The organism is Providencia sp. Me31A, from assembly GCF_050487165.1.
Lineage (GTDB): Bacteria > Pseudomonadota > Gammaproteobacteria > Enterobacterales > Enterobacteriaceae > Providencia.
On sequence record NZ_JBKQGZ010000034.1, the window covers coordinates 1 to 19,018 of the forward strand.

Sequence of the window (19,018 nt, forward strand, 5' to 3'; positions counted from 1 at the left end):
TGCGAGGAGGCGTATATTACGTTTTCCTCCGTGAGAGTCAAGCATTTTTTTGCTTTTTCTTTTCAGAATCTCTCGCTGCCGTTTCAGTGTTCATCGCGCTTTGCGTTGTCTTGTTCCCGGTCAGTGGTGGCGCATTATAGGGAGTCAGAAAAATCTGGCAAGTGTTTTTTCAAAAATAATTACCAACCGATTATATTTTATACTTTACGCCCAAATCTCAATCAAAAAAAGCAGTTTTACCCACAACCCAAGCAAAAAAGGTGACTAATTTATAGCCACCTTCTTTCTTTTTACCTTTTATAATGACATCTGTTACTGTTTCGCAACGATTTCATCATTTTCAACATCTAGAACAACAGGTTTTCCTGGGAGTAACCGACCAGACAAGATTTCTTGTGCCAATGGGTTCTCTATTTCCTGCTGAATAGCACGTTTCAGAGGTCTAGCACCAAATATTGGGTCAAAACCTGCTTCGCCGATTTTCTCCAGCGCAGCTGGGGTCGCACTCACTTCATAACCATGCTCTTCCAGACGTTTGTACAAACGAGCCAACTGAATGTTCGCAATATTGGTAATTTGTTCTTTACCTAATGGGTGGAATACAACTACCTCATCAATACGGTTAATAAATTCAGGCCTGAAGCTTTGAGATACAACTTCCATCAACATATCTTTCATTTCGGAATAACCTATCATGCCAAATCTTTCTTGGATTAAATCCGAGCCCAAGTTAGATGTCATGATGATCACCGTATTACGGAAGTCTACAGTTCTACCTTGACCATCAGTTAAGCGCCCATCATCCAGCACTTGCAATAAAATATTGAAAACATCTGGATGTGCCTTTTCTACTTCATCCAATAAAATAACTGAATATGGACGACGACGAACCGCTTCTGTTAGGTATCCACCTTCTTCATAGCCCACATAGCCTGGAGGTGCACCAACTAAACGTGATACCGCATGTTTTTCCATAAATTCAGACATGTCGATACGCACCATCGCATCATCACTATCAAACATAAAGTTTGCGAGCGCTTTACAGAGCTCAGTTTTACCGACACCGGTAGGCCCTAAGAACATAAATGAACCTATTGGCCTGTTAGGATCAGATAACCCCGCACGGCTACGACGAATCGCATTTGATACTGCCACTACGGCTTCATCTTGCCCAATAACACGTTGATGGAGTTGTTGCTCCATACGTAGCAGTTTTTCTCTTTCGCTCTCAAGCATTCTGGAAACCGGGATGCCTGTCCAACGCGCAAGTATTTCTGCAATTTCAACATCTGTTACTTTATTACGTAAAAGCTTCATGCTTTTACTTTCTGCTTTTGTTGCGGCTTCAAGTTGTTTTTCGAGCTCTGGAATTCGACCATACTGCAATTCAGACATTTTAGCTAAATCGCCCATACGACGCGCTTTTTCCATTTCAATACGCGTATTTTCCAGTTCAGCTTTAATATGCTGAGTTCCCGTCAATGAGGCTTTTTCTGCTTTCCACTCTTCTTCTAACGCAGAGTATTCACGCTCTTTTTCTGCCAGTTCTTCTTCTAACATTTCAAGACGTTTTTTACTGGCTTCATCGGATTCTTTTTTCAGCGCTTGTTGTTCAAGTTTAAGCTGAATAATACGGCGCTCAAGCCTGTCCAAAGATTCAGGTTTTGAATCCATTTGCATTCGTAGACTTGCACCAGCCTCATCGATTAAGTCGATAGCTTTGTCTGGTAGCATACGATCGGTTATATATCGATGCGATAATGTTGCTGCTGCGACAATCGCAGGGTCAGTGATTTGTACATGGTGGTGCAGCTCATAACGCTCTTTCAAACCACGTAAAATTGCAATAGTGTCTTCAACTGATGGCTCTGCAACATAAACTTTTTGGAAACGGCGCTCCAACGCAGGGTCTTTTTCAATATATTGACGATACTCATCTAATGTCGTTGCACCAACGCAGTGTAGCTCACCTCGTGCCAGTGCAGGTTTCAACATATTACCCGCATCCATTGCACCATCGGCTTTACCTGCACCGACCATCGTATGCAGTTCATCGATAAATAGAATGACGTTACCTTCTTGTTTAGCAAGGTCATTCAAGACAGCTTTTAAACGCTCTTCAAACTCACCACGATATTTAGCACCTGCAATCAATGCGCCCATATCGAGAGACAATACACGTTTATTTTTTAATCCTTCAGGAATTTCACCATTAACGATACGCTGAGCTAGCCCTTCCACAATCGCCGTTTTACCAACACCCGGTTCACCAATTAAAACGGGGTTATTTTTGGTACGACGTTGTAGTACTTGAATGGTACGGCGAATTTCTTCGTCACGCCCGATGACAGGGTCTAATTTACCTTGCTCTGCACGTTCAGTTAGATCTACCGTATATTTTTTCAAAGCTTGACGCTGGTCTTCAGCGCTTTGGTCATTCACTTTTTCTCCACCACGCATCTGTTCTATTGCCTTTTTTAAATTATCTTTATTAACACCTGCTGCTTTGAGCATGTCTGCTAATGTTGTATTGGCTTCTAAAGCGGCGATAAGAAATAATTCTGAGGAGATAAAGTCATCTCCATGCTTTTGTGCCAACTGATCACATAAATTCAAATGACGCATTAAGTCACTTGATGGTTGAACGTCTCCCGCGACACCTTGCACTTGAGGTAAACGCGCTAATGTATCCTCAATTTTCTGTTGAAACTGCACAGCATTAACGCCTAACGTCGTCAGCAAAGGACGGACTGTGCCACCTTCTTGATTAAACAAGGCACTTAATAGGTGAATAGGTTCAATAAATTGGTTTTCGCGCCCAAGGGCTAATGATTGGGCGTCAGCGAGAGCTTGCTGGAATTTATTAGTTAAACGATCCAGACGCATAACACCTCCGATAAATGAGATTAAATTTGCTACTGGATATTAAATGAGGTCGGTTTTTAAGTATTCAAGTTTCGCATGAAATTATTTTTAATATATCCATTAATTTAGATTATAATTCTAAAATTAGTTAGATACCCATATTAGAGATGCCATTCTCCCCGTTTTTCCTTCGCGTCTATAGGAAAAAAATCTGTTTGCATCCGTTACTGTACAAAAATCACCGCCATATATAGAGCGAATACCCGCCGCCTGTATTTTTTTACGCGCTAATAAATAAATATCAGCCAGATATTTATTATTATAGGAAATAAAAGCAGAGGCTAAATCGGTCGATTGATTAACAAAAGCATCTTTAACTTCTGCGCCAACTTCAAACTTTTTAGCACCAATAGCTGGACCAAGCCATGCCATGATTTCATTTTTAGGGCTTATAAATTGGCTGATTGTATTTTCGAGAACCCCATGACATAACCCACGCCAACCTGCGTGTGCAGCCGCGACTTCAGTACCTGCTTTATTACAGAACAAAACAGGCAAGCAATCTGCAGTCATAATCGCACAAACTTGCCCTACCTGATCGCTATACACTGCATCTGCTTGTTTATTAAGCACTTCATTACCATCTAGATGGAGGACATGGGTACCATGAACTTGCTCAAGCCAAACAGGTTGCTGTGGCAGTTGAGCAAGTTTTTCAAGATATTGTCGATTTTCGCTGACAGCATTGGGGTCATCCCCAACATGATCACCTAAATTCAAGCTATTAAAAGGCGGTAGGCTCACACCGCCCGCACGAGTAGTGCTACAGCTCGCAACGTTTTTAGGTTGTGGCCAATCAGGGAAAATCAATGTATTCATTACCAGTCCATGTCGTCTTTGTGCAGCTCAGTATCTGCTTTTAGGGCTTCAATAAGCTCAACCATATCATCAGGCAACGGTGCATGCCACTCCATTTGAATACCTGAAATTGGATGATAAAGGCGTAACATCGTTGCGTGTAGTGCTTGACGATCAAAATTACGCATCACTGCCAAAAACTCTTCTGTCGCCCCTTTTAATGGACGAGGACGGCCGCCGTATAAAGGGTCACCAATTAATGGGTGATTGATATGGGCCATATGAACACGGATTTGATGTGTTCTACCTGTTTCCAAGCGTAAACGTAAGCGGGTGTGGGCTCTAAAATGCTCCATCACTCGGTAATGTGTCACCGCAGGTTTACCCATTGGATGAACCGCCATGTGTGTTCTTTTAGTTGGATGCCGTGAAATTGGCTCCTCTACCATGCCGCCTGCGGTCATACGGCCAACCGCTACCGCTTCATACTCACGCGTGATTTCTCTACGTTGCAATGCATCAACTAAGTGCGTTTGTGCAGGAACCGTTTTTGCAACAACCATCAAACCTGTCGTGTCTTTATCTAACCGATGGACAATACCTGCTCTTGGCACATCGGCAATTTCAGGGTAACGGTAAAGTAGGGCATTCAAGATAGTTCCATCTGGGTTACCAGCTCCAGGATGCACCACTAAATCACGCGGTTTATTAATAATTAGGATATCTTCATCTTCATAAACAACATTAAGTGGGATATCTTGAGGTTCCCAGCGACTATCTTCTTCGATGAGGGCATCGATTAAAATTTGTTCACTGCCAAAAACTTTTTCTTTTGGCTTATTGATAACTTTGCCATTAACCTGCACTCTATCAGCTAAAATCCACTCTTTTATGCGTGAACGAGAATAATCAGGGAACAATTCGGCTAAAGCCTGATCTAAACGTTGACCGAGCTGTGATTCAGCGATAATTGCACTAAGTTGTACTTGTTGAGCCATAAATTAATCTACTTTTTGATGTTTGTATTTTGACGGCACAGCCGTTTCATTTAAAATATATGCTATTGTAACTCGAATTTTGCCGGGAGCCTTATGGATAGACTCCCTCGAAACACTCAGAGGATAACCTACACGTGATGATACGTATGAAAAATCTGGTGGCCGCTGCCACGTTAAGTCTGGTTTTAGTCGGCTGCTCCAGCAACAATGAAGTCAGCCCTGATAGCTCCCCAGCTGAAATCTATAATACGGGTCAGCAAAAATTACAGGATGGCAACTTTAAAGCTGCTATTAAGCAATTTGAAGCACTCGATAACCGTTATCCGTTTGGCCCATATGCTCAACAGGTCCAATTAGACCTAATTTATGCATATTATAAATCAGCAGAGCTGCCAATGGCGATAGCCGCAATTGACCGTTTCATGCGTTTGAATCCAACTCATCCAAATATTGACTATGTTCTTTATATGCGTGGTCTAACCGCTATGGCCTTAGATGATAGCTTACTGCAAGGGCTATTTGGTATAGACCGTTCAGATAGGGACCCACAGCATGCACGCGTTGCATTCAAAGACTTTAGCCAATTGGTTCGTTACTATCCTAACAGTTTGTACTCAAATGATGCTAGCAAGCGTTTAATTTTCTTGAAAGACCGCTTAGCAAAATTCGATCTTTCTGTTGTTGAATACTACAACAAACGCGGGGCTTATGTCGCGGTTGTTAATCGTGCTCAACAAATGCTAAAAGACTACCCAGACACTGAAGCTACTCGCAATGCCTTGGAATACATGAAAATTGCCTATAACGAGATGGGATTGGATCAAGAAGCAAATAAAGTGGCGAGTATTATCGCAGCAAACCCACAATAATGTTGCTATAAGATCTAAAACAGCAGCCTTGGCTGCTGTTTTTCTTTGTTGGCAACAACCAGTAACTATCTGGTTCGCTTACTTTTTTGGCGCACTAAATTTTTACCCAAAAAAAGCTCTGGCTATTTACCGTACAACTAGCCAACTTAATCAGTTTCCCCTAAACCATTCATTTTGGCAATGCTTTTTCTTCCCTTTTTTACGTGAAATCACACTTCAGAGGTGCATTCACTCTCCCTTGAATTAGATGTGATCTGAATCAATTTATTCTTAATAAGAACGAGTATTCTGAACTCAACGAAGACGGAAACAATGAGAGGTAACTATATGATAGTGAACATTACTAGTAAACAAATGGACATTACCCCTGCGATTCGTGAACACATTGAGAACCGTCTAGCAAAACTCGATAAATGGCAAGTTTCATTGATTAATACCCATGTTGTATTATCAAAAGAGCTTCAAGGTTTCATGGTTGATGCCAATATAAAAACAGCGACAGGAAAATTAGTCGCAAGCGCCAAACATGAAGATATGTACGTAGCAATAAATGAATTGATTAACAAGCTCGAAAGGCAACTCAACAAAGTGCAACATAAAGGAGAATCAAGAAGAGCAAACAATAGTGTAAAAGAAGCGAACCTCGTTACGTTATAATTTTATATTATCTAATACCTTATCTTGAACCTTGTAAACGCGTCCATAGTGGGCGCGTTTTTTATATTTCTGCTCCTTTTTTATTGACTTCTTAATCACTATCGGGTCTATTTAATACAGGTCTAATAATAGGTGTTGCACATGAATCTTAGTTTTGTCTTTTTTTCTTTCTTTTTTAGCTACTCTTAATCAAGGGGGTTTTTGTCGTTCGAGAAAAAAAAGAAGACAAGATTAGAAAGCCCCCAACTATAGGGGGCTTTTTTTATATCACGACATTGACAGGGTGGGCAAAATGGAAAATAGCACTAATTTACTAAAAGTAAGAGAAAAAATTAGCCAACTGGATAGTGAGTTACTGAATCTTTTGGCGAAACGTCGTGGTTATGCAATTGAAGTAGCAGAAACCAAAATTGATGATAATCGCCCGATTCGAGATAAAGACCGAGAGCGCCAACTACTTGATGTTTTAATCAATAAGGGAAAACCTCTTGGGCTTGATGGTTTTTATGTTACCCGTCTATTTCAAATGATCATTGAGGACTCAGTCCTTACACAACAAGCTATTTTGCAAAAGCATTTAAATTTAACACCCAGCGATACTGCCCGCTTCGCTTTTTTAGGCCCTAAAGGTTCTTATTCGCATATTGCTGCACGCCAATATTCTGCTCGTCATTTCGATCAACTGGTCGAATGCAGCTGCCATAAATTCCAAGATATTTTTTCATTAGTTGAAAGTGGTCAAGCTGAATATGGTATTTTACCGATAGAAAATACCAGTTCAGGGGCGATCAATGATGTTTACGATTTACTGCAAAATACATCATTATCCATTGTAGGTGAAATCCGCCTCCCTATTAATCATTGCCTTCTAACAACAGGAAACGCTGATTTAAGTCTTATTGATACTGTATATAGCCACCCTCAGCCTTTTCAACAATGCAGCCAATATTTAGCCCAGTTCCCGCATTGGAACATCAAATATTGCGATAGCACTTCAACCGCAATGCAGATGGTTGCAGAACAAAACTCACCTAATGTTGCGGCATTGGGTAGTGAAGCAGGTGGTGCTCTGTATAACTTGCAAGTAATAGAACATAACCTTGCTAATCAACAAATTAATATGACCCGCTTTATTGTTGTGGCACCACAACCAATTGAAGTTACAGAACAAGTGCCAGCAAAAACAACACTATTGATGACGACTGGTCAACAAGCTGGCGCCTTAGTTGATGCATTAGTTATTTTGAAAAATAATAAAATAATCATGAGCAAATTAGAATCTCGCCCAATTAATGGAAAACCATGGGAAGAAATGTTTTATGTGGATGTGCATGCAAACCTACGTTCAGATAATATGCAACAAGCTTTGAAAGAACTTTCTAGCATTACCCGTTCTATAAAAATCTTAGGCTGTTATCCATCGGAAAATGTGATTCCTGTTGAACCTGAAAAGATTACGCCATAACATCCAACTAAATAAAGGTTACCTTAGATTAAGGCAACCTTTATTTATTATTATGCAATAGTTTCAGATTGATAATTTGAATTAATCCGGAAGTAATTAACCAAATTTTTAAGGTGGAGTGCTTGTTCATTTAATGAGTCTGCTGCAACAACAGATTCTTCAACTAAGCTCGCATTTTGTTGAGTCGTTAGGTCTAGTTGACCAACCGCGCTATTAATTTGTGAAATTCCATCACTTTCCTCTTGGCTCGCTTGGCCAATTTCCTGCAATAACGTATTCATTTCTTTCACACTATCAATCATGCCATGGATTTGTTCCGTTGCTTTTTCAACTAACTCCATACCTTCTTTCGTCTGTGATGAAGAGTTCTCAATTAGCCCTCGAATATCATTAGCGGAAGTGGCACTTTTTTGTGCTAATAAACGCACTTCACCTGCAACAACTGCAAAACCACGTCCATGCTCCCCTGCTCTTGCAGCTTCGACTGAGGCATTTAACGCTAAAATATTTGTCTGAAAAGCAATAGAATCAATGAGATTAATAATATCCGCCATTTTCAATGCTGACCCATTAATCGCTCTCATCTTATTAGTTACTTGGCTCATCATTTGGCCATTATTTTGTACAACCATTGCTGCTTGTTCTGCTAATAAACTTGCTTCATGGGTATGTTCGGTGGTGTTTTTAACTGTGGACGCAATTTGTTCCATCGAGCTTGCTGTTTCCTCAACTGATGCGGCTTGTTCTTCTGTACGAGCAGCTAAGTTTTGGTTACCTGCAACAATTTGCCCAGCTGCCGCAGAAATACTTTCAGACCCTTTTTGTACCTCTTGGACAATTTCAACTAATTGAATTTTCATATCATTTAAGGCATTCAGTAAAATTCCTGTTTCATCTTTTGAATCAACTTTAACATCTTTTGTTAGATCTCCATTAGCAATTGACTGAGCAATACCAACCGCACTTTCAAGTGGACGAGTGATCATCGTAGTGATAAACCACCCCATCACACAGCCTATAGCAATACTTATCACGGATAAAAAAGCGAGTAATATTTTATTGCTTTCATAATCCGCATTCACTTTACGACCAATCTCCTGCATCTCCAGATCTTGAATGGCCATTAAAGTTTGAATTTGATCTCTATAATCACGTTGGATACTAGACGTTTTAGTCATCATTTCGTCAATAGCAGCTTGACGATTATTCTCTGATAAAAGCGCATTAATACGCGCAATCGATGCATGAAACTGTTGGCGAATAACATGCAAATCAGCCAGAACCTCTTTAGAGCGATCATCTGTAACGTTATTCTCTAGGCTATCCACCAATTGATTAATTTTTAATGTAATTTTAGCTAACTCTTCCTTGCGTTTATCGCTACCACGATCATCAAGTAAAATAAGCTCTTGTATCCCAATAAAAGAATAAAAGTTATCCATCATTTGCCCTGCTGTAGAGGCGATAGGATAACTTTCATACAGGACTTGCTTCATACCATCATTAGCTCGATTCATATTGGCTAAAGAAAAGAGCGAACTCAGGATAATAAGCGTCACAAATCCCCCAAATGCTATCGTTAACTTCATACTAATTTTGAGATTTTTAAAAGACATATATTTACCACGCTAGCCATCATTGAATGAGTAGTGTTATCGGTAAAATGGCTTATATCTTTACCAGATAAAGCGTTTGATTTTTAAATATCAATTTTATTGATCGATTAATTTGAAATTAAATAGCGGATAAATTCAAAATGAAGAGAAGGAGGAAGTGATTCGATAGAAACTACAGAAATAAGTAAAATTACTTATTTTAAATAAACAGTTAAAATACAATCAGCTAAAATGAAATTTTATCAAGCATAACAATAAATTAACAGAAAAAAGAAAGCCCTCTAGCGCTAAAAAAAACGATAGAAGGCAGAGATCATTACTTACGATTATCGTTCGCTCGCTGTAATAACGATTGACTTTCTTTCATAAAATGGTGGGCATCTTCGCCAAACCATTCACTTACTAGATTAAATTGGCGAATAAATTCAGCTTTATCTTTTTTCTCTAGAAGCTCAATCGAGCAACCTAAAAGCTGATGATAACGGCGGATCAACTCAATATTTTCGTCTGAAGACATAATAATATCTGCATACAATTGAGGATCTTGTGCAAATAAACGCCCAACCATTGCAAGTTCTAAACGATAAATAGGAGACGATAGATCAAGTAATTGCTGCAAATCTACCTTTTCATCCGCTAAATTTTGCCCATAGGTAAAAGTTGTAAAATGGCGCAATGCTTGGATAAAACTCATATTTTTATCGTGCTCTGATGCTGAAATTTCTTTTAATCGAGCTCCCCAAACTGTTAACTGTTCGAGAAACCATTGATAAGACTCAGCATTACGACCATTACAGTAAGCAAATACCTGTTTTGCAACACTGCCAATATCGGGACCAAACATTGGATGAAGACCAAGCACAGGGCCATCATGTACCGCTAACATCGCCTCTAATGGCTGCTGCTTAATCGACGCAATATCCATCAGTATCGTGCTCTTATCCAGTTTAGGCAATTGATTGATCACCTGCACTGTTGAATGAATAGGCACACTGATGATCACCACACTCGCCCCAGCCACAATAGATTCTGCCTGTGGCCAATCACCTTCATTCAATGTTTTAACTTGGTAGCCCGATAAAGTAAGAAGACGGTGAAATAACCGCCCCATTTTCCCATCACCACCAACAATAACAATTGGACCAGCTGAAGGGTTCAATGTTTTGAACCCTTTGTCATTTTCTCGAGCATAAGATTCACGCATGATCCGTCGTAAAATATCTTCGATCAGATCAGGAGGTATCCCCATATGCTCAGCTTCGGCGCGACGAGCTGCCAACATATTTGTTTCACGCTCAGGCACATAAATCGGTAAGCCATGTAAGCTTTTAACTTCCCCGACTTCAGCAACTAGCTGCAATCTTTTTGCTAATAAATCTAACAGTGATTTATCAACTTCATCAATTTGTTCCCGTAAATGGGATAACTCAACAGACATACTAATACCTTGATCAGCTCACTTTACTTAATTTTTGCGCACGTTGTTCAAGCACAGGTGATAATGCCTGATGTAAATTGCGCAATACAGTTTCTGTTGTCTGCCAGTTAATGCAAGCATCTGTCACTGAAACGCCATACTTCATGGCTTCACGAGCTTGTTCAGACGTTTGATTGCCTTCATTAATATGGCTTTCTAACATAATACCTGTAATTGATTCATTGCCATTAATTATTTGCTCAATAATTGAATCAACAACAAGCGGTTGACGACGGTAGTCTTTATTTGAGTTACCATGACTACAATCCACCATGAGTGATGGCTGTAAACCGGCTTTGGTCATTTCAGCTTCACAAGCAGCAATATCTTCAGCGCTGTAGTTTGGCGTTTTACCACCACGTAAAATAACGTGGCCATTGTTATTTCCTTTTGTATGCAATAAACACACTTGCCCTGACTGGTTAATCCCCATGAAACGGTGTGGCATAGCAGCTGCTTTTAATGCATTAATTGCTGTAGATAAACTCCCATCCGTTCCATTTTTAAAACCCACTGGCATGGATAAGCCTGAAGCCATTTCACGGTGAGTCTGTGACTCTGTCGTTCTTGCACCAATCGCAGACCAACTGAATAAATCCCCCAAGTATTGAGGGTTATTAGGGTCCAATGCTTCTGTTGCTAAGGGCAGCCCCATGTTCACTAAATTGGTTAACAGGTCACGAGCAATATGCAAACCTTTTTCCATTTGAAAAGTGCCATCCATAAATGGGTCACTAATTAAGCCTTTCCAACCCACTGTTGTACGAGGTTTTTCAAAGTACACACGCATCACAATATATAAGCTATCACTTAATTCTTCGGCTAATTTTTGTAGACGCTCACCATATTCAATAGCCGCATCCACATCATGGATTGAGCAAGGACCACATACCACGAGTAAGCGAGGGTCGCGTTGATGAATGATATCTGCAATCACTTGTCGCGATGTCGCAATGGCATGCAGATTGCTGTTACTCAGCGGATATTTCGCTTTCAGACTCTCAGGGGTGATTAATACCTGCTCGTCTTGAATATTCACGTTGTTGAGTACATCTTTTTGCATGATCATTTTTTACCTACTTATTAGCTTATATTTGCTTAGTTTATTGTTTACGCATTGTGTTTGGGTGCATAGCTAGTAACATACCATGCATCGTAAACAATTCAATCCATTTATGTAAAATTTTTCCACTGATGTACATAATTGATTACACACTGGTAATATATTGATAAAAAATAGATTTCACATAGAATTAACATAATTCATATTTGAATTAGCATTTTTATTGGAGATTTCGTAAATATTTATTTACAAAATAACAAAATAGCTTCTTAAACATATTATAAATAGTTCGAGTTGTAGCAAGGCGGTAAGTCAATGGGAGGTGGGTCGCATACATAAGTGTGTAACTTGCTTGGCTGAACAAAGCCAACACCGTCACAGCATGAAAAATAACGAATAAAGGCCCGCAGATGCGGGCCTTATCATATTATAACTTTCGGATGTAGCGAAAGCGTATTACTTGGCGTTCAGACGCTCTTTGATACGAGCTGCCTTACCAGAACGCTCACGCAGGTAGTACAGTTTAGATCTGCGAACAGCACCACGACGTTTAACAGCAATGCTATCTACGACTGGAGAGTGAGTTTGGAATACACGCTCAACACCTTCGCCGTTAGAAATTTTACGAACAGTGAATGCAGAGTGCAGACCGCGGTTACGAATAGCGATAACCACGCCCTCGAATGCCTGCAGACGTTTTTTAGAGCCTTCTACGACCCATACCTTAACTTCCACGGTGTCACCCTGACGGAATGAAGGTACGTCCTGCTTCATTTGCTCTTGTTCAAGTTGTTTAATAATGTTGCTCATAATAACTCTCTTACCCTAGGTAAACTGATATGTTTAGACAATTAATTGTCTGGATTCATTTGCTGCTCGGACTGATATTCAACTTGGAATTCAGTCAGCAGCATCCTCTGCTCGTCAGTCAGAGCTAGGCTTTCCAGAAGCTCAGGTCTTCTAAGCCAGGTACGGCCAAGTGATTGTTTCATGCGCCAGCTATCTATTTTTGCATGATTTCCTGAAAGCAAAACGTCTGGAACTTGCATGCCATCTAACACTTCAGGGCGGGTATAGTGCGGACAATCGAGCAAGCCATCAGCAAAAGAATCTTCTTGTGCTGAAGCTTGATGACCCAGTACCCCTGGTATAAACCGTGAGACAGAGTCTATCAACACCATTGCGGGGAGTTCCCCACCACTGAGAACGTAATCACCGATTGACCATTCTTCATCAACTTCGGTTTGAATGATCCGTTCATCAATGCCTTCATAACGGCCACAAACAAGAATTAACTTCTTATTGGTTGCCAACTCGCAAACACCGTCTTGACTTAGTTTGCGCCCTTGAGGTGAAAGATAAATAACTTTCGCGCCCTCACCAGCCTCAGTTCTTGCTGTATTGATTGCATCCTTGAGTGGCTGCACCATCATCAGCATGCCTGGACCACCACCATAGGGGCGATCATCAACAGTTTTGTGCTTATCATGGGTAAAATCCCGTGGATTCCAGCACTCAAGAGTTAGCAGGCCATTTTTCACTGCCCGACCAGTTACCCCGTACTCGGTTATTGCGCGGAACATTTCGGGAAACAGGCTAATTACACCAATCCACATGATTTCGTCCCACTTATCAAAACCGTTCAACCGGAGATTTAAAAACCAGGATCCCAATCCACTTCAATGAGTTTGGCTTCGAGATCGACTTTCTTGATAACCTGCCCATCAAGAAACGGAACCAACCGCTCCTTGATGCCAAATGCATCTTTTAAATTTGCCTTAATGACCAATACATCATTAGAACCGGTCTCCATCATGTCAGTGACGGTACCAAGGTCATAGCCTTGTAACGTAACTACGTGGCAGTCCATTAAGTCCTTCCAGTAGTATTCGTTTTCTAGCTCAGGAAGTTGGGTTGAATCAACCGCAATTTCAAAGTTAGTCAAAAGCGCAGCTGTATCGCGGTCATCGACCCCATTCAGCTTGACAATGATATCTTTGTTATGATGTTTCCAATCTTCAATTTCAATGTGTTGCCATTGACCCGAACGTTGGATAAACCAAGGCTGATAATCAAAAATGCTTTCAGCATGTTCGGTGGACGAAAAAACTTTGAGCCAACCACGAATACCATATGCCGCACCTAATTTACCCAACACAATTGGGTTTTCAGGTTGCTGTAGTTTTGTTTGCTTGCTCATAGTTACCACCGCGACAGATTAAGCTGCTTTCTTAGCTTGTTTGACCAGTTGTGCAACACGGTCAGAAATAGTTGCACCTAAGCCAACCCAATGCTCGATACGGTCTAGGTCTAAACGCAGTTCTTCTGCTTGACCTGTCGCGATCGGGTTGAAGAAACCGACACGCTCAATGAAACGACCATCACGCGCATTGCGGCTATCGGTTACAACGATTTGGTAGAACGGACGTTTTTTAGCGCCGCCACGAGATAAACGAATTGTTACCATAACATCCTCATTAGTTAACAAAACAACCAGACTCCATCGAGGGATAGAGTCCGGTTGTCATATAAAAAGCCCGAAAAGTTTACTCACTTTGACGCAAAAATCAATCAAAAGTGCGTTTTCTTTGAGGCTTTATTACTTAACGCCCCGGAAATCCCGGAGGCATCATACCCTTCATGCCGCGCATCATCTTGGCTAGACCGCCTTTTTTCATTTTCTTCATCATGCGTTGCATATCATCAAATTGTTTTAGAAGACGGTTAACTTCCTGCACTGTTGTACCTGAACCAGCTGCAATACGACGTTTACGTGATCCCTTAATAATCTCTGGTTTCTCACGCTCTTTACGTGTCATAGAGTTAATCATTGCTTCCATACGAACCGTAATTTTATCATCCATCTGTGATTTTACGGCATCAGGTAATTGGGACATGCCAGGCATTTTACTCATCATGCTCGCCATGCCTCCCATATTGCGCATTTGTTTTAATTGACTTAGAAAATCATTTAAATCAAAGCTATCGCCTGTTTTCAGTTTTTTAGCTAATTTCTCAGCTTCATCACGGTCTACTTTATGTTCAATCTCTTCAATTAAAGAGATGACATCTCCCATCCCAAGAATACGGGAAGCGACACGTTCAGGATGAAAAGGTTCTAAGGCATCCGTTTTTTCACCAACGCCTAAGAATTTAATTGGTTTACCTGTGATAGCTCGAATTGAGAGTGCAGCACCGCCTCGGGCATCGCCATCCACTTTAGTTAACACAACCCCCGTCAGTGGTAGCGCTTCGTTAAATGCTTTTGCTGTATTTGCCGCATCTTGCCCCGTCATGGCATCAACCACAAATAGCGTTTCTACAGGCTTGATAATACGGTGAACCTCTTGGATTTCCTCCATCATCGCTTCATCAACGTGCAAGCGACCTGCCGTATCCACCAGTAAAACATCGTAGAATTGCAGCTGAGCATGTTTTAATGCTTTTTGTACGATAGCCGCCGGTTTTTCCTGTGCATCAGATGGGAAAAAGTCAATTCCAACTGTTTCTGCCAATGTTTCTAACTGTTTAATTGCCGCAGGGCGGTAAACGTCAGCGGATACTACTAATACTTTTTTCTTTTGCTTTTCTTTTAAAAGTTTACCTAATTTTGCAACACTGGTCGTTTTACCCGCACCTTGCAAACCCGCCATTAAAACAACGGCTGGAGGCTGCGCAGATAAATTTAGTTGATGGTTTTCATCCCCCATCGCACTAGTGAGCTCATTCTGAACAATTTTAATGAACTCTTGGCCAGGTGTTAGGCTTTTATTAACATCTTGACCAACGGCACTTTCTTTGACTTTTTGGATAAATTCACGGACAACTGGTAAAGCAACGTCAGCTTCCAGCAAAGCCATGCGAACTTCGCGTAATGTGTCTTTAATATTGTCATCAGTTAAGCGCCCACGCCCACTGATATTGCGCAACGTGCGCGATAGTCTGTCAGTTAAATTATCAAACATATGTCTTAGCTCAATTCTGTTGATGGGCCGATGTCCAGCCTGATCTGGTTGCTGATACAAGCAATTTCAAGTGTATTATCCCTAACAACTTGAATTATAAGTATCAGTACCTTGACAATCATGAAGGAAAAGCCAACGCTAAAAATAATTGTACTATTGTAACACGCCCACTGTTTTTTCGCTGCCCCCTGTTTGAAACTGATGATACAGGTTATGATGGCATAAGTTTAATCGCGATAAATCAAATCCATTGGCGCATGAAATGCTATTGGCAATGAATATATTGTGATTAGCCAGCCCAATAGTTGGAGCCTACACTCGTACAAGTTATACTATGAAATAACTTTCCATTAAAAATGAATAACGACACTATACTATGCCCGTATTTGCAGTCATAGCAGTTTGTACATACATGGTCAGCCTGTTGCTGATCATCCCCAGTCAAGTGCGTAAACAGCTATTTTATCGCCATCTTGCGCTTATACTTGCCGTTGTTGCATTAGTCACTCACGCCATCACATTGAAGTTACTAATTTTTAGTGAAGCTGAGGGGCAGAATCTCACACTGCTAAATCTAGGTTCAGCGGTGAGTTTACTCATGTGTCTGATCATGACAGTTGTCGCGTATTGTGGCAAAGCTTGGTACTTAACCCCAATTGTATATAGTTTTGCCATCATTAATTTGATGTTATCCACTATCATGCCAGGGGAATTTATTACTCACTTGGAAGCTAGCGTACCGCTATTTGTGCATATTGGGTTAGCACTCTTAAGTTACGCCACATTATTAATCGCTGCATTATACGCATTCCAAGTGGCTTTAATTGACCATCAACTAAAAAATAAAACTTTAAAATTTAGCCCTGATATGCCACCGATGATGGTCGTGGAACGTAAAATGTTTCATATCACCCAAGTGGGGGTCATTTTATTAACGCTAACTTTATGTACGGGTTTTATTTATATGGATAATATTTTTGATAAAGAAAATATCCATAAATCAGTGTTATCCGTTATTGCTTGGTTTGTCTATATTACCCTACTTTGGGGGCATTTTCACGGCGGATGGCGCGGTAAACGCGTCTTGTTTTTCCATGTTGGCGGCTCCATCATCTTAACAATGGCTTTTTTTGGTAACCGCCTAATACAAGAATTTATGATATTTTGAAATTAAATCAGCCACTCCCTTCATATAAGGAACCTTGTTTTGGATGATGTGTCTACGAGTACGCTAATCATCATTTTGATTGTTTTGATTTTCGTTTCAGCTTATTTTTCCGCGTCTGAAACAGGGATGATGACACTAAACCGTTATCGTTTAAAACATTTGGCAAAACAAGGGAATCGCTCTGCAATTCGTGTCGAAAAGCTACTTGAACACCCAGATAAACTATTAAGCTTAGTGCTTATCGGCAATAATCTAATTAATATTGTCGCCTCTGCATTGGCGACCATTATTGGTATGCGATTATATGGTAACGCAGGCGTAGCAATGGCTACGGGGATTTTAACTTTTATTATCCTTGTTTTTGCAGAGGTCATGCCTAAAACGCTTGCAGCGCTTTATCCAGAAAAAATTGCTTTTCCTAGCAGCTATTTATTAAAACCATTACAGATCATTATGATGCCTGTGGTATGGACATTTAATACACTATCAGCCCTGTTACTACGTTGTATTGGCGTCAAATCATTAACAGTGCGAACTGACGCTGTCAACAAAGAAGAATTACGTACTATTGTTAACGAGTCCAAACACAAAATTAGCCGCCGAAATCAAGATATGTTGATTTCAATATTGGATTTAGACAAAGTCACTGTTGGCGATATCATGCTACCCAGAAATGAGATTGTTGGAATTGACGTCAATGATGATTGGAAATCAATTATTCGCCAACTAACTCATTCCCCCCACGGCCGTATTGTGTTGTATCGTGATTCCCTCGATGATTCTATTGGTATTCTACGGGTTCGCGAAGCTTACCGCTTAATGATGGAAAAACGCGAGTTTAATAAGCAAAATTTAATTAAAGCAGCCGATAATATTTATTTCATTCCTAATAGTACGCCATTAAATGTTCAGCTAGTTAATTTTCAACATAAAAAAGAAAAACTGGGGATCATTGTTGATGAATATGGTGAAATTCAAGGTCTCATCACTGTTGAGGATATTTTAGAAGAAATAGTTGGTGACTTTACGACCTCAATGTCACCGTCATTGGCTGAAGAGGTATTGCCTCAAAGCGATGGTAGCGTGCTTGTGGACGGTTCAGCTAATATTCGCGAGCTGAATAAAGCTTTTGAATGGAATCTACCCATTGATGGTCCTAGGACGGTTAACGGCATGGTTTTAGAAGTGATTGGTGATATTCCCCAAGCTGAGGAACAGATTGTCGTAGGCCATTACTTGATCGAAGTATTAACGATGAATGAAAATATTGTTAAGCAAGTGAAGATCACCCCCCTAGCATTTAGCTCGCAAGTCCCTGACCTATAAAATATTTATAGTCGATTAGATGCAAAAAGAGCCTAATGATTAGGCTCTTTTTGCATTGCTGATATACAAATAACTAAACGTGTAATTGCTCAAGCTTATCAGCGGGTAAAGCTAATTCATCGTTTTTATTGATACCTATCTCTGAAGCGAGAACATTACGTGCAATTTGCTGGGCTTCTTCCAATGAGTGCATTTTATATGTCCCACATTGGTATACGTTCAACTCAGGTATTTTGTTTTGATCTTTAACTTTCAAAACATCCTCCATCGCCGCTTTCCACGCATTCGCCACACGCTGTTCTTCAGGCTGACCAATTAGGCTCATATAAAAACCTGTACGGCAGCCCATAGGTGAAATATCAATAATCTCGACGCCATTACCGTTGAGGTGATCACGCATGAAGCCCGCAAAGAGATGCTCCAAAGTGTGTGTCCCTTTTTCTGTCATGGCTTCTTCATTGGGTACAGTAAAGCGTAAATCAAAAACCGTGATAGTGTCCCCACTTGGCGTTTTCATGGTTTTTGCCACACGTACAGCAGGCGCTGACATGCGAGTATGATCGACAGTAAAGCTATCTAATAACGGCATTTTGTGACCTCCTCAAAAATAAATTTTTTTTCTAAAATAAAATGAAACTATTTTGAAAATGCAGAGTCTCAATTAATGAAAGACGCGCAATTTGTTATCATC

At 40.4% G+C, this 19,018-nt stretch carries 17 protein-coding genes and 1 other annotated feature; of the genes, 5 read left to right on the forward strand and 12 right to left on the reverse strand.

All coding sequences use genetic code 11. The features are described 5' to 3' along the window. Positions 1-312 precede the first annotated feature (312 nt). From clpB to rluD, 3 genes are all read right to left on the reverse strand, one after another. Positions 313-2,886: an ATP-dependent chaperone ClpB gene (gene clpB / locus ACLPIE_RS20600; protein ID WP_430263570.1), complete on the reverse strand. Its 2,574-nt coding sequence runs from the start codon at positions 2,884-2,886 to the stop codon at positions 313-315. A 123-nt stretch (positions 2,887-3,009) separates the two neighbouring features. Beyond that, positions 3,010-3,744, reverse strand: a complete 735-nt coding sequence (yfiH, locus tag ACLPIE_RS20605) for a purine nucleoside phosphorylase YfiH (RefSeq protein ID WP_430263571.1) — start codon at positions 3,742-3,744, stop codon at positions 3,010-3,012. Next, positions 3,744-4,721, reverse strand: a complete 978-nt coding sequence (gene rluD, locus ACLPIE_RS20610; RefSeq protein WP_430263572.1) for a 23S rRNA pseudouridine(1911/1915/1917) synthase RluD — start codon at positions 4,719-4,721, stop codon at positions 3,744-3,746. Before rluD ends, yfiH begins: the two co-directional genes overlap by 1 nt. 137 nt (positions 4,722-4,858) lie before the next feature. On the opposite strand from rluD, the gene bamD reads away from it, so the two are divergent. From bamD to pheA, 3 genes are all read left to right on the forward strand, one after another. Further along, the gene (gene bamD / locus ACLPIE_RS20615) at positions 4,859-5,590 is read left to right on the forward strand and encodes an outer membrane protein assembly factor BamD (RefSeq protein ID WP_430263573.1); all 732 of its coding nucleotides are present in this window, start codon (positions 4,859-4,861) and stop codon (positions 5,588-5,590) included. A 327-nt stretch (positions 5,591-5,917) separates the two neighbouring features. Continuing rightward, positions 5,918-6,247, forward strand: coding sequence for a ribosome-associated translation inhibitor RaiA (raiA, locus tag ACLPIE_RS20620; RefSeq protein WP_430263574.1), 330 nt, complete (start codon positions 5,918-5,920; stop codon positions 6,245-6,247). Between the two features lie 140 nt (positions 6,248-6,387). Continuing rightward, positions 6,388-6,513 (forward strand) — a sequence feature (Phe leader region). A 26-nt stretch (positions 6,514-6,539) separates the two neighbouring features. Then, a complete protein-coding gene (gene pheA / locus ACLPIE_RS20625) occupies positions 6,540-7,712 on the forward strand; it encodes a bifunctional chorismate mutase/prephenate dehydratase (RefSeq protein WP_430263575.1) in 1,173 nt (390 codons plus the stop codon). A gap of 50 nt (positions 7,713-7,762) precedes the next feature. Here pheA and ACLPIE_RS20630 read toward each other — a convergent pair whose 3' ends face one another. The 8 genes from ACLPIE_RS20630 to ffh all read right to left on the reverse strand — a co-directional run bounded on the left by ACLPIE_RS20630 (position 7,763) and on the right by ffh (position 15,833). Then, positions 7,763-9,328 (reverse strand): methyl-accepting chemotaxis protein, encoded by a 1,566-nt coding sequence (locus ACLPIE_RS20630; protein WP_430263576.1) that lies wholly within the window; start codon positions 9,326-9,328, stop codon positions 7,763-7,765. Between the two features lie 316 nt (positions 9,329-9,644). Beyond that, complete coding sequence (gene tyrA / locus ACLPIE_RS20635) at positions 9,645-10,766, reverse strand: bifunctional chorismate mutase/prephenate dehydrogenase (protein WP_430263577.1); 1,122 nt, start codon at positions 10,764-10,766, stop codon at positions 9,645-9,647. Positions 10,767-10,779: 13 nt separating this feature from the next. Next, entirely contained in the window at positions 10,780-11,874 is a 1,095-nt protein-coding gene (locus tag ACLPIE_RS20640; protein WP_430263578.1) for a 3-deoxy-7-phosphoheptulonate synthase, read from the reverse strand. Between the two features lie 450 nt (positions 11,875-12,324). Then, entirely contained in the window at positions 12,325-12,678 is a 354-nt protein-coding gene (gene rplS, locus ACLPIE_RS20645) for a 50S ribosomal protein L19 (RefSeq protein WP_004264827.1), read from the reverse strand. A gap of 41 nt (positions 12,679-12,719) precedes the next feature. Then, a complete protein-coding gene (trmD, locus tag ACLPIE_RS20650; protein WP_430263579.1) occupies positions 12,720-13,484 on the reverse strand; it encodes a tRNA (guanosine(37)-N1)-methyltransferase TrmD in 765 nt (254 codons plus the stop codon). Positions 13,485-13,522: 38 nt separating this feature from the next. Further along, the gene (gene rimM, locus ACLPIE_RS20655) at positions 13,523-14,068 is read right to left on the reverse strand and encodes a ribosome maturation factor RimM (protein WP_430263580.1); all 546 of its coding nucleotides are present in this window, start codon (positions 14,066-14,068) and stop codon (positions 13,523-13,525) included. Positions 14,069-14,086: 18 nt separating this feature from the next. After that, positions 14,087-14,335, reverse strand: a complete 249-nt coding sequence (gene rpsP / locus ACLPIE_RS20660; protein ID WP_430263581.1) for a 30S ribosomal protein S16 — start codon at positions 14,333-14,335, stop codon at positions 14,087-14,089. 136 nt (positions 14,336-14,471) lie between these two features. Beyond that, positions 14,472-15,833 carry a signal recognition particle protein gene (gene ffh, locus ACLPIE_RS20665; RefSeq protein ID WP_430263582.1) on the reverse strand — a complete coding sequence of 454 codons (1,362 nt, stop codon included), beginning with the start codon at positions 15,831-15,833 and terminating at the stop codon, positions 14,472-14,474. Between the two features lie 376 nt (positions 15,834-16,209). Here ffh and ACLPIE_RS20670 point away from each other — a divergent pair, with 376 nt between their 5' ends. Both ACLPIE_RS20670 and ACLPIE_RS20675 read left to right on the forward strand, forming a co-directional pair. Next, complete coding sequence (locus tag ACLPIE_RS20670) at positions 16,210-17,001, forward strand: cytochrome C assembly family protein (protein ID WP_430263583.1); 792 nt, start codon at positions 16,210-16,212, stop codon at positions 16,999-17,001. 39 nt (positions 17,002-17,040) lie between these two features. Next, positions 17,041-18,327 (forward strand): CNNM domain-containing protein, encoded by a 1,287-nt coding sequence (locus ACLPIE_RS20675; protein WP_430263584.1) that lies wholly within the window; start codon positions 17,041-17,043, stop codon positions 18,325-18,327. Positions 18,328-18,400: 73 nt separating this feature from the next. Here ACLPIE_RS20675 and luxS read toward each other — a convergent pair whose 3' ends face one another. After that, positions 18,401-18,916: an S-ribosylhomocysteine lyase gene (gene luxS, locus ACLPIE_RS20680; protein WP_430263585.1), complete on the reverse strand. Its 516-nt coding sequence runs from the start codon at positions 18,914-18,916 to the stop codon at positions 18,401-18,403. Positions 18,917-19,018: the final 102 nt, after the last annotated feature.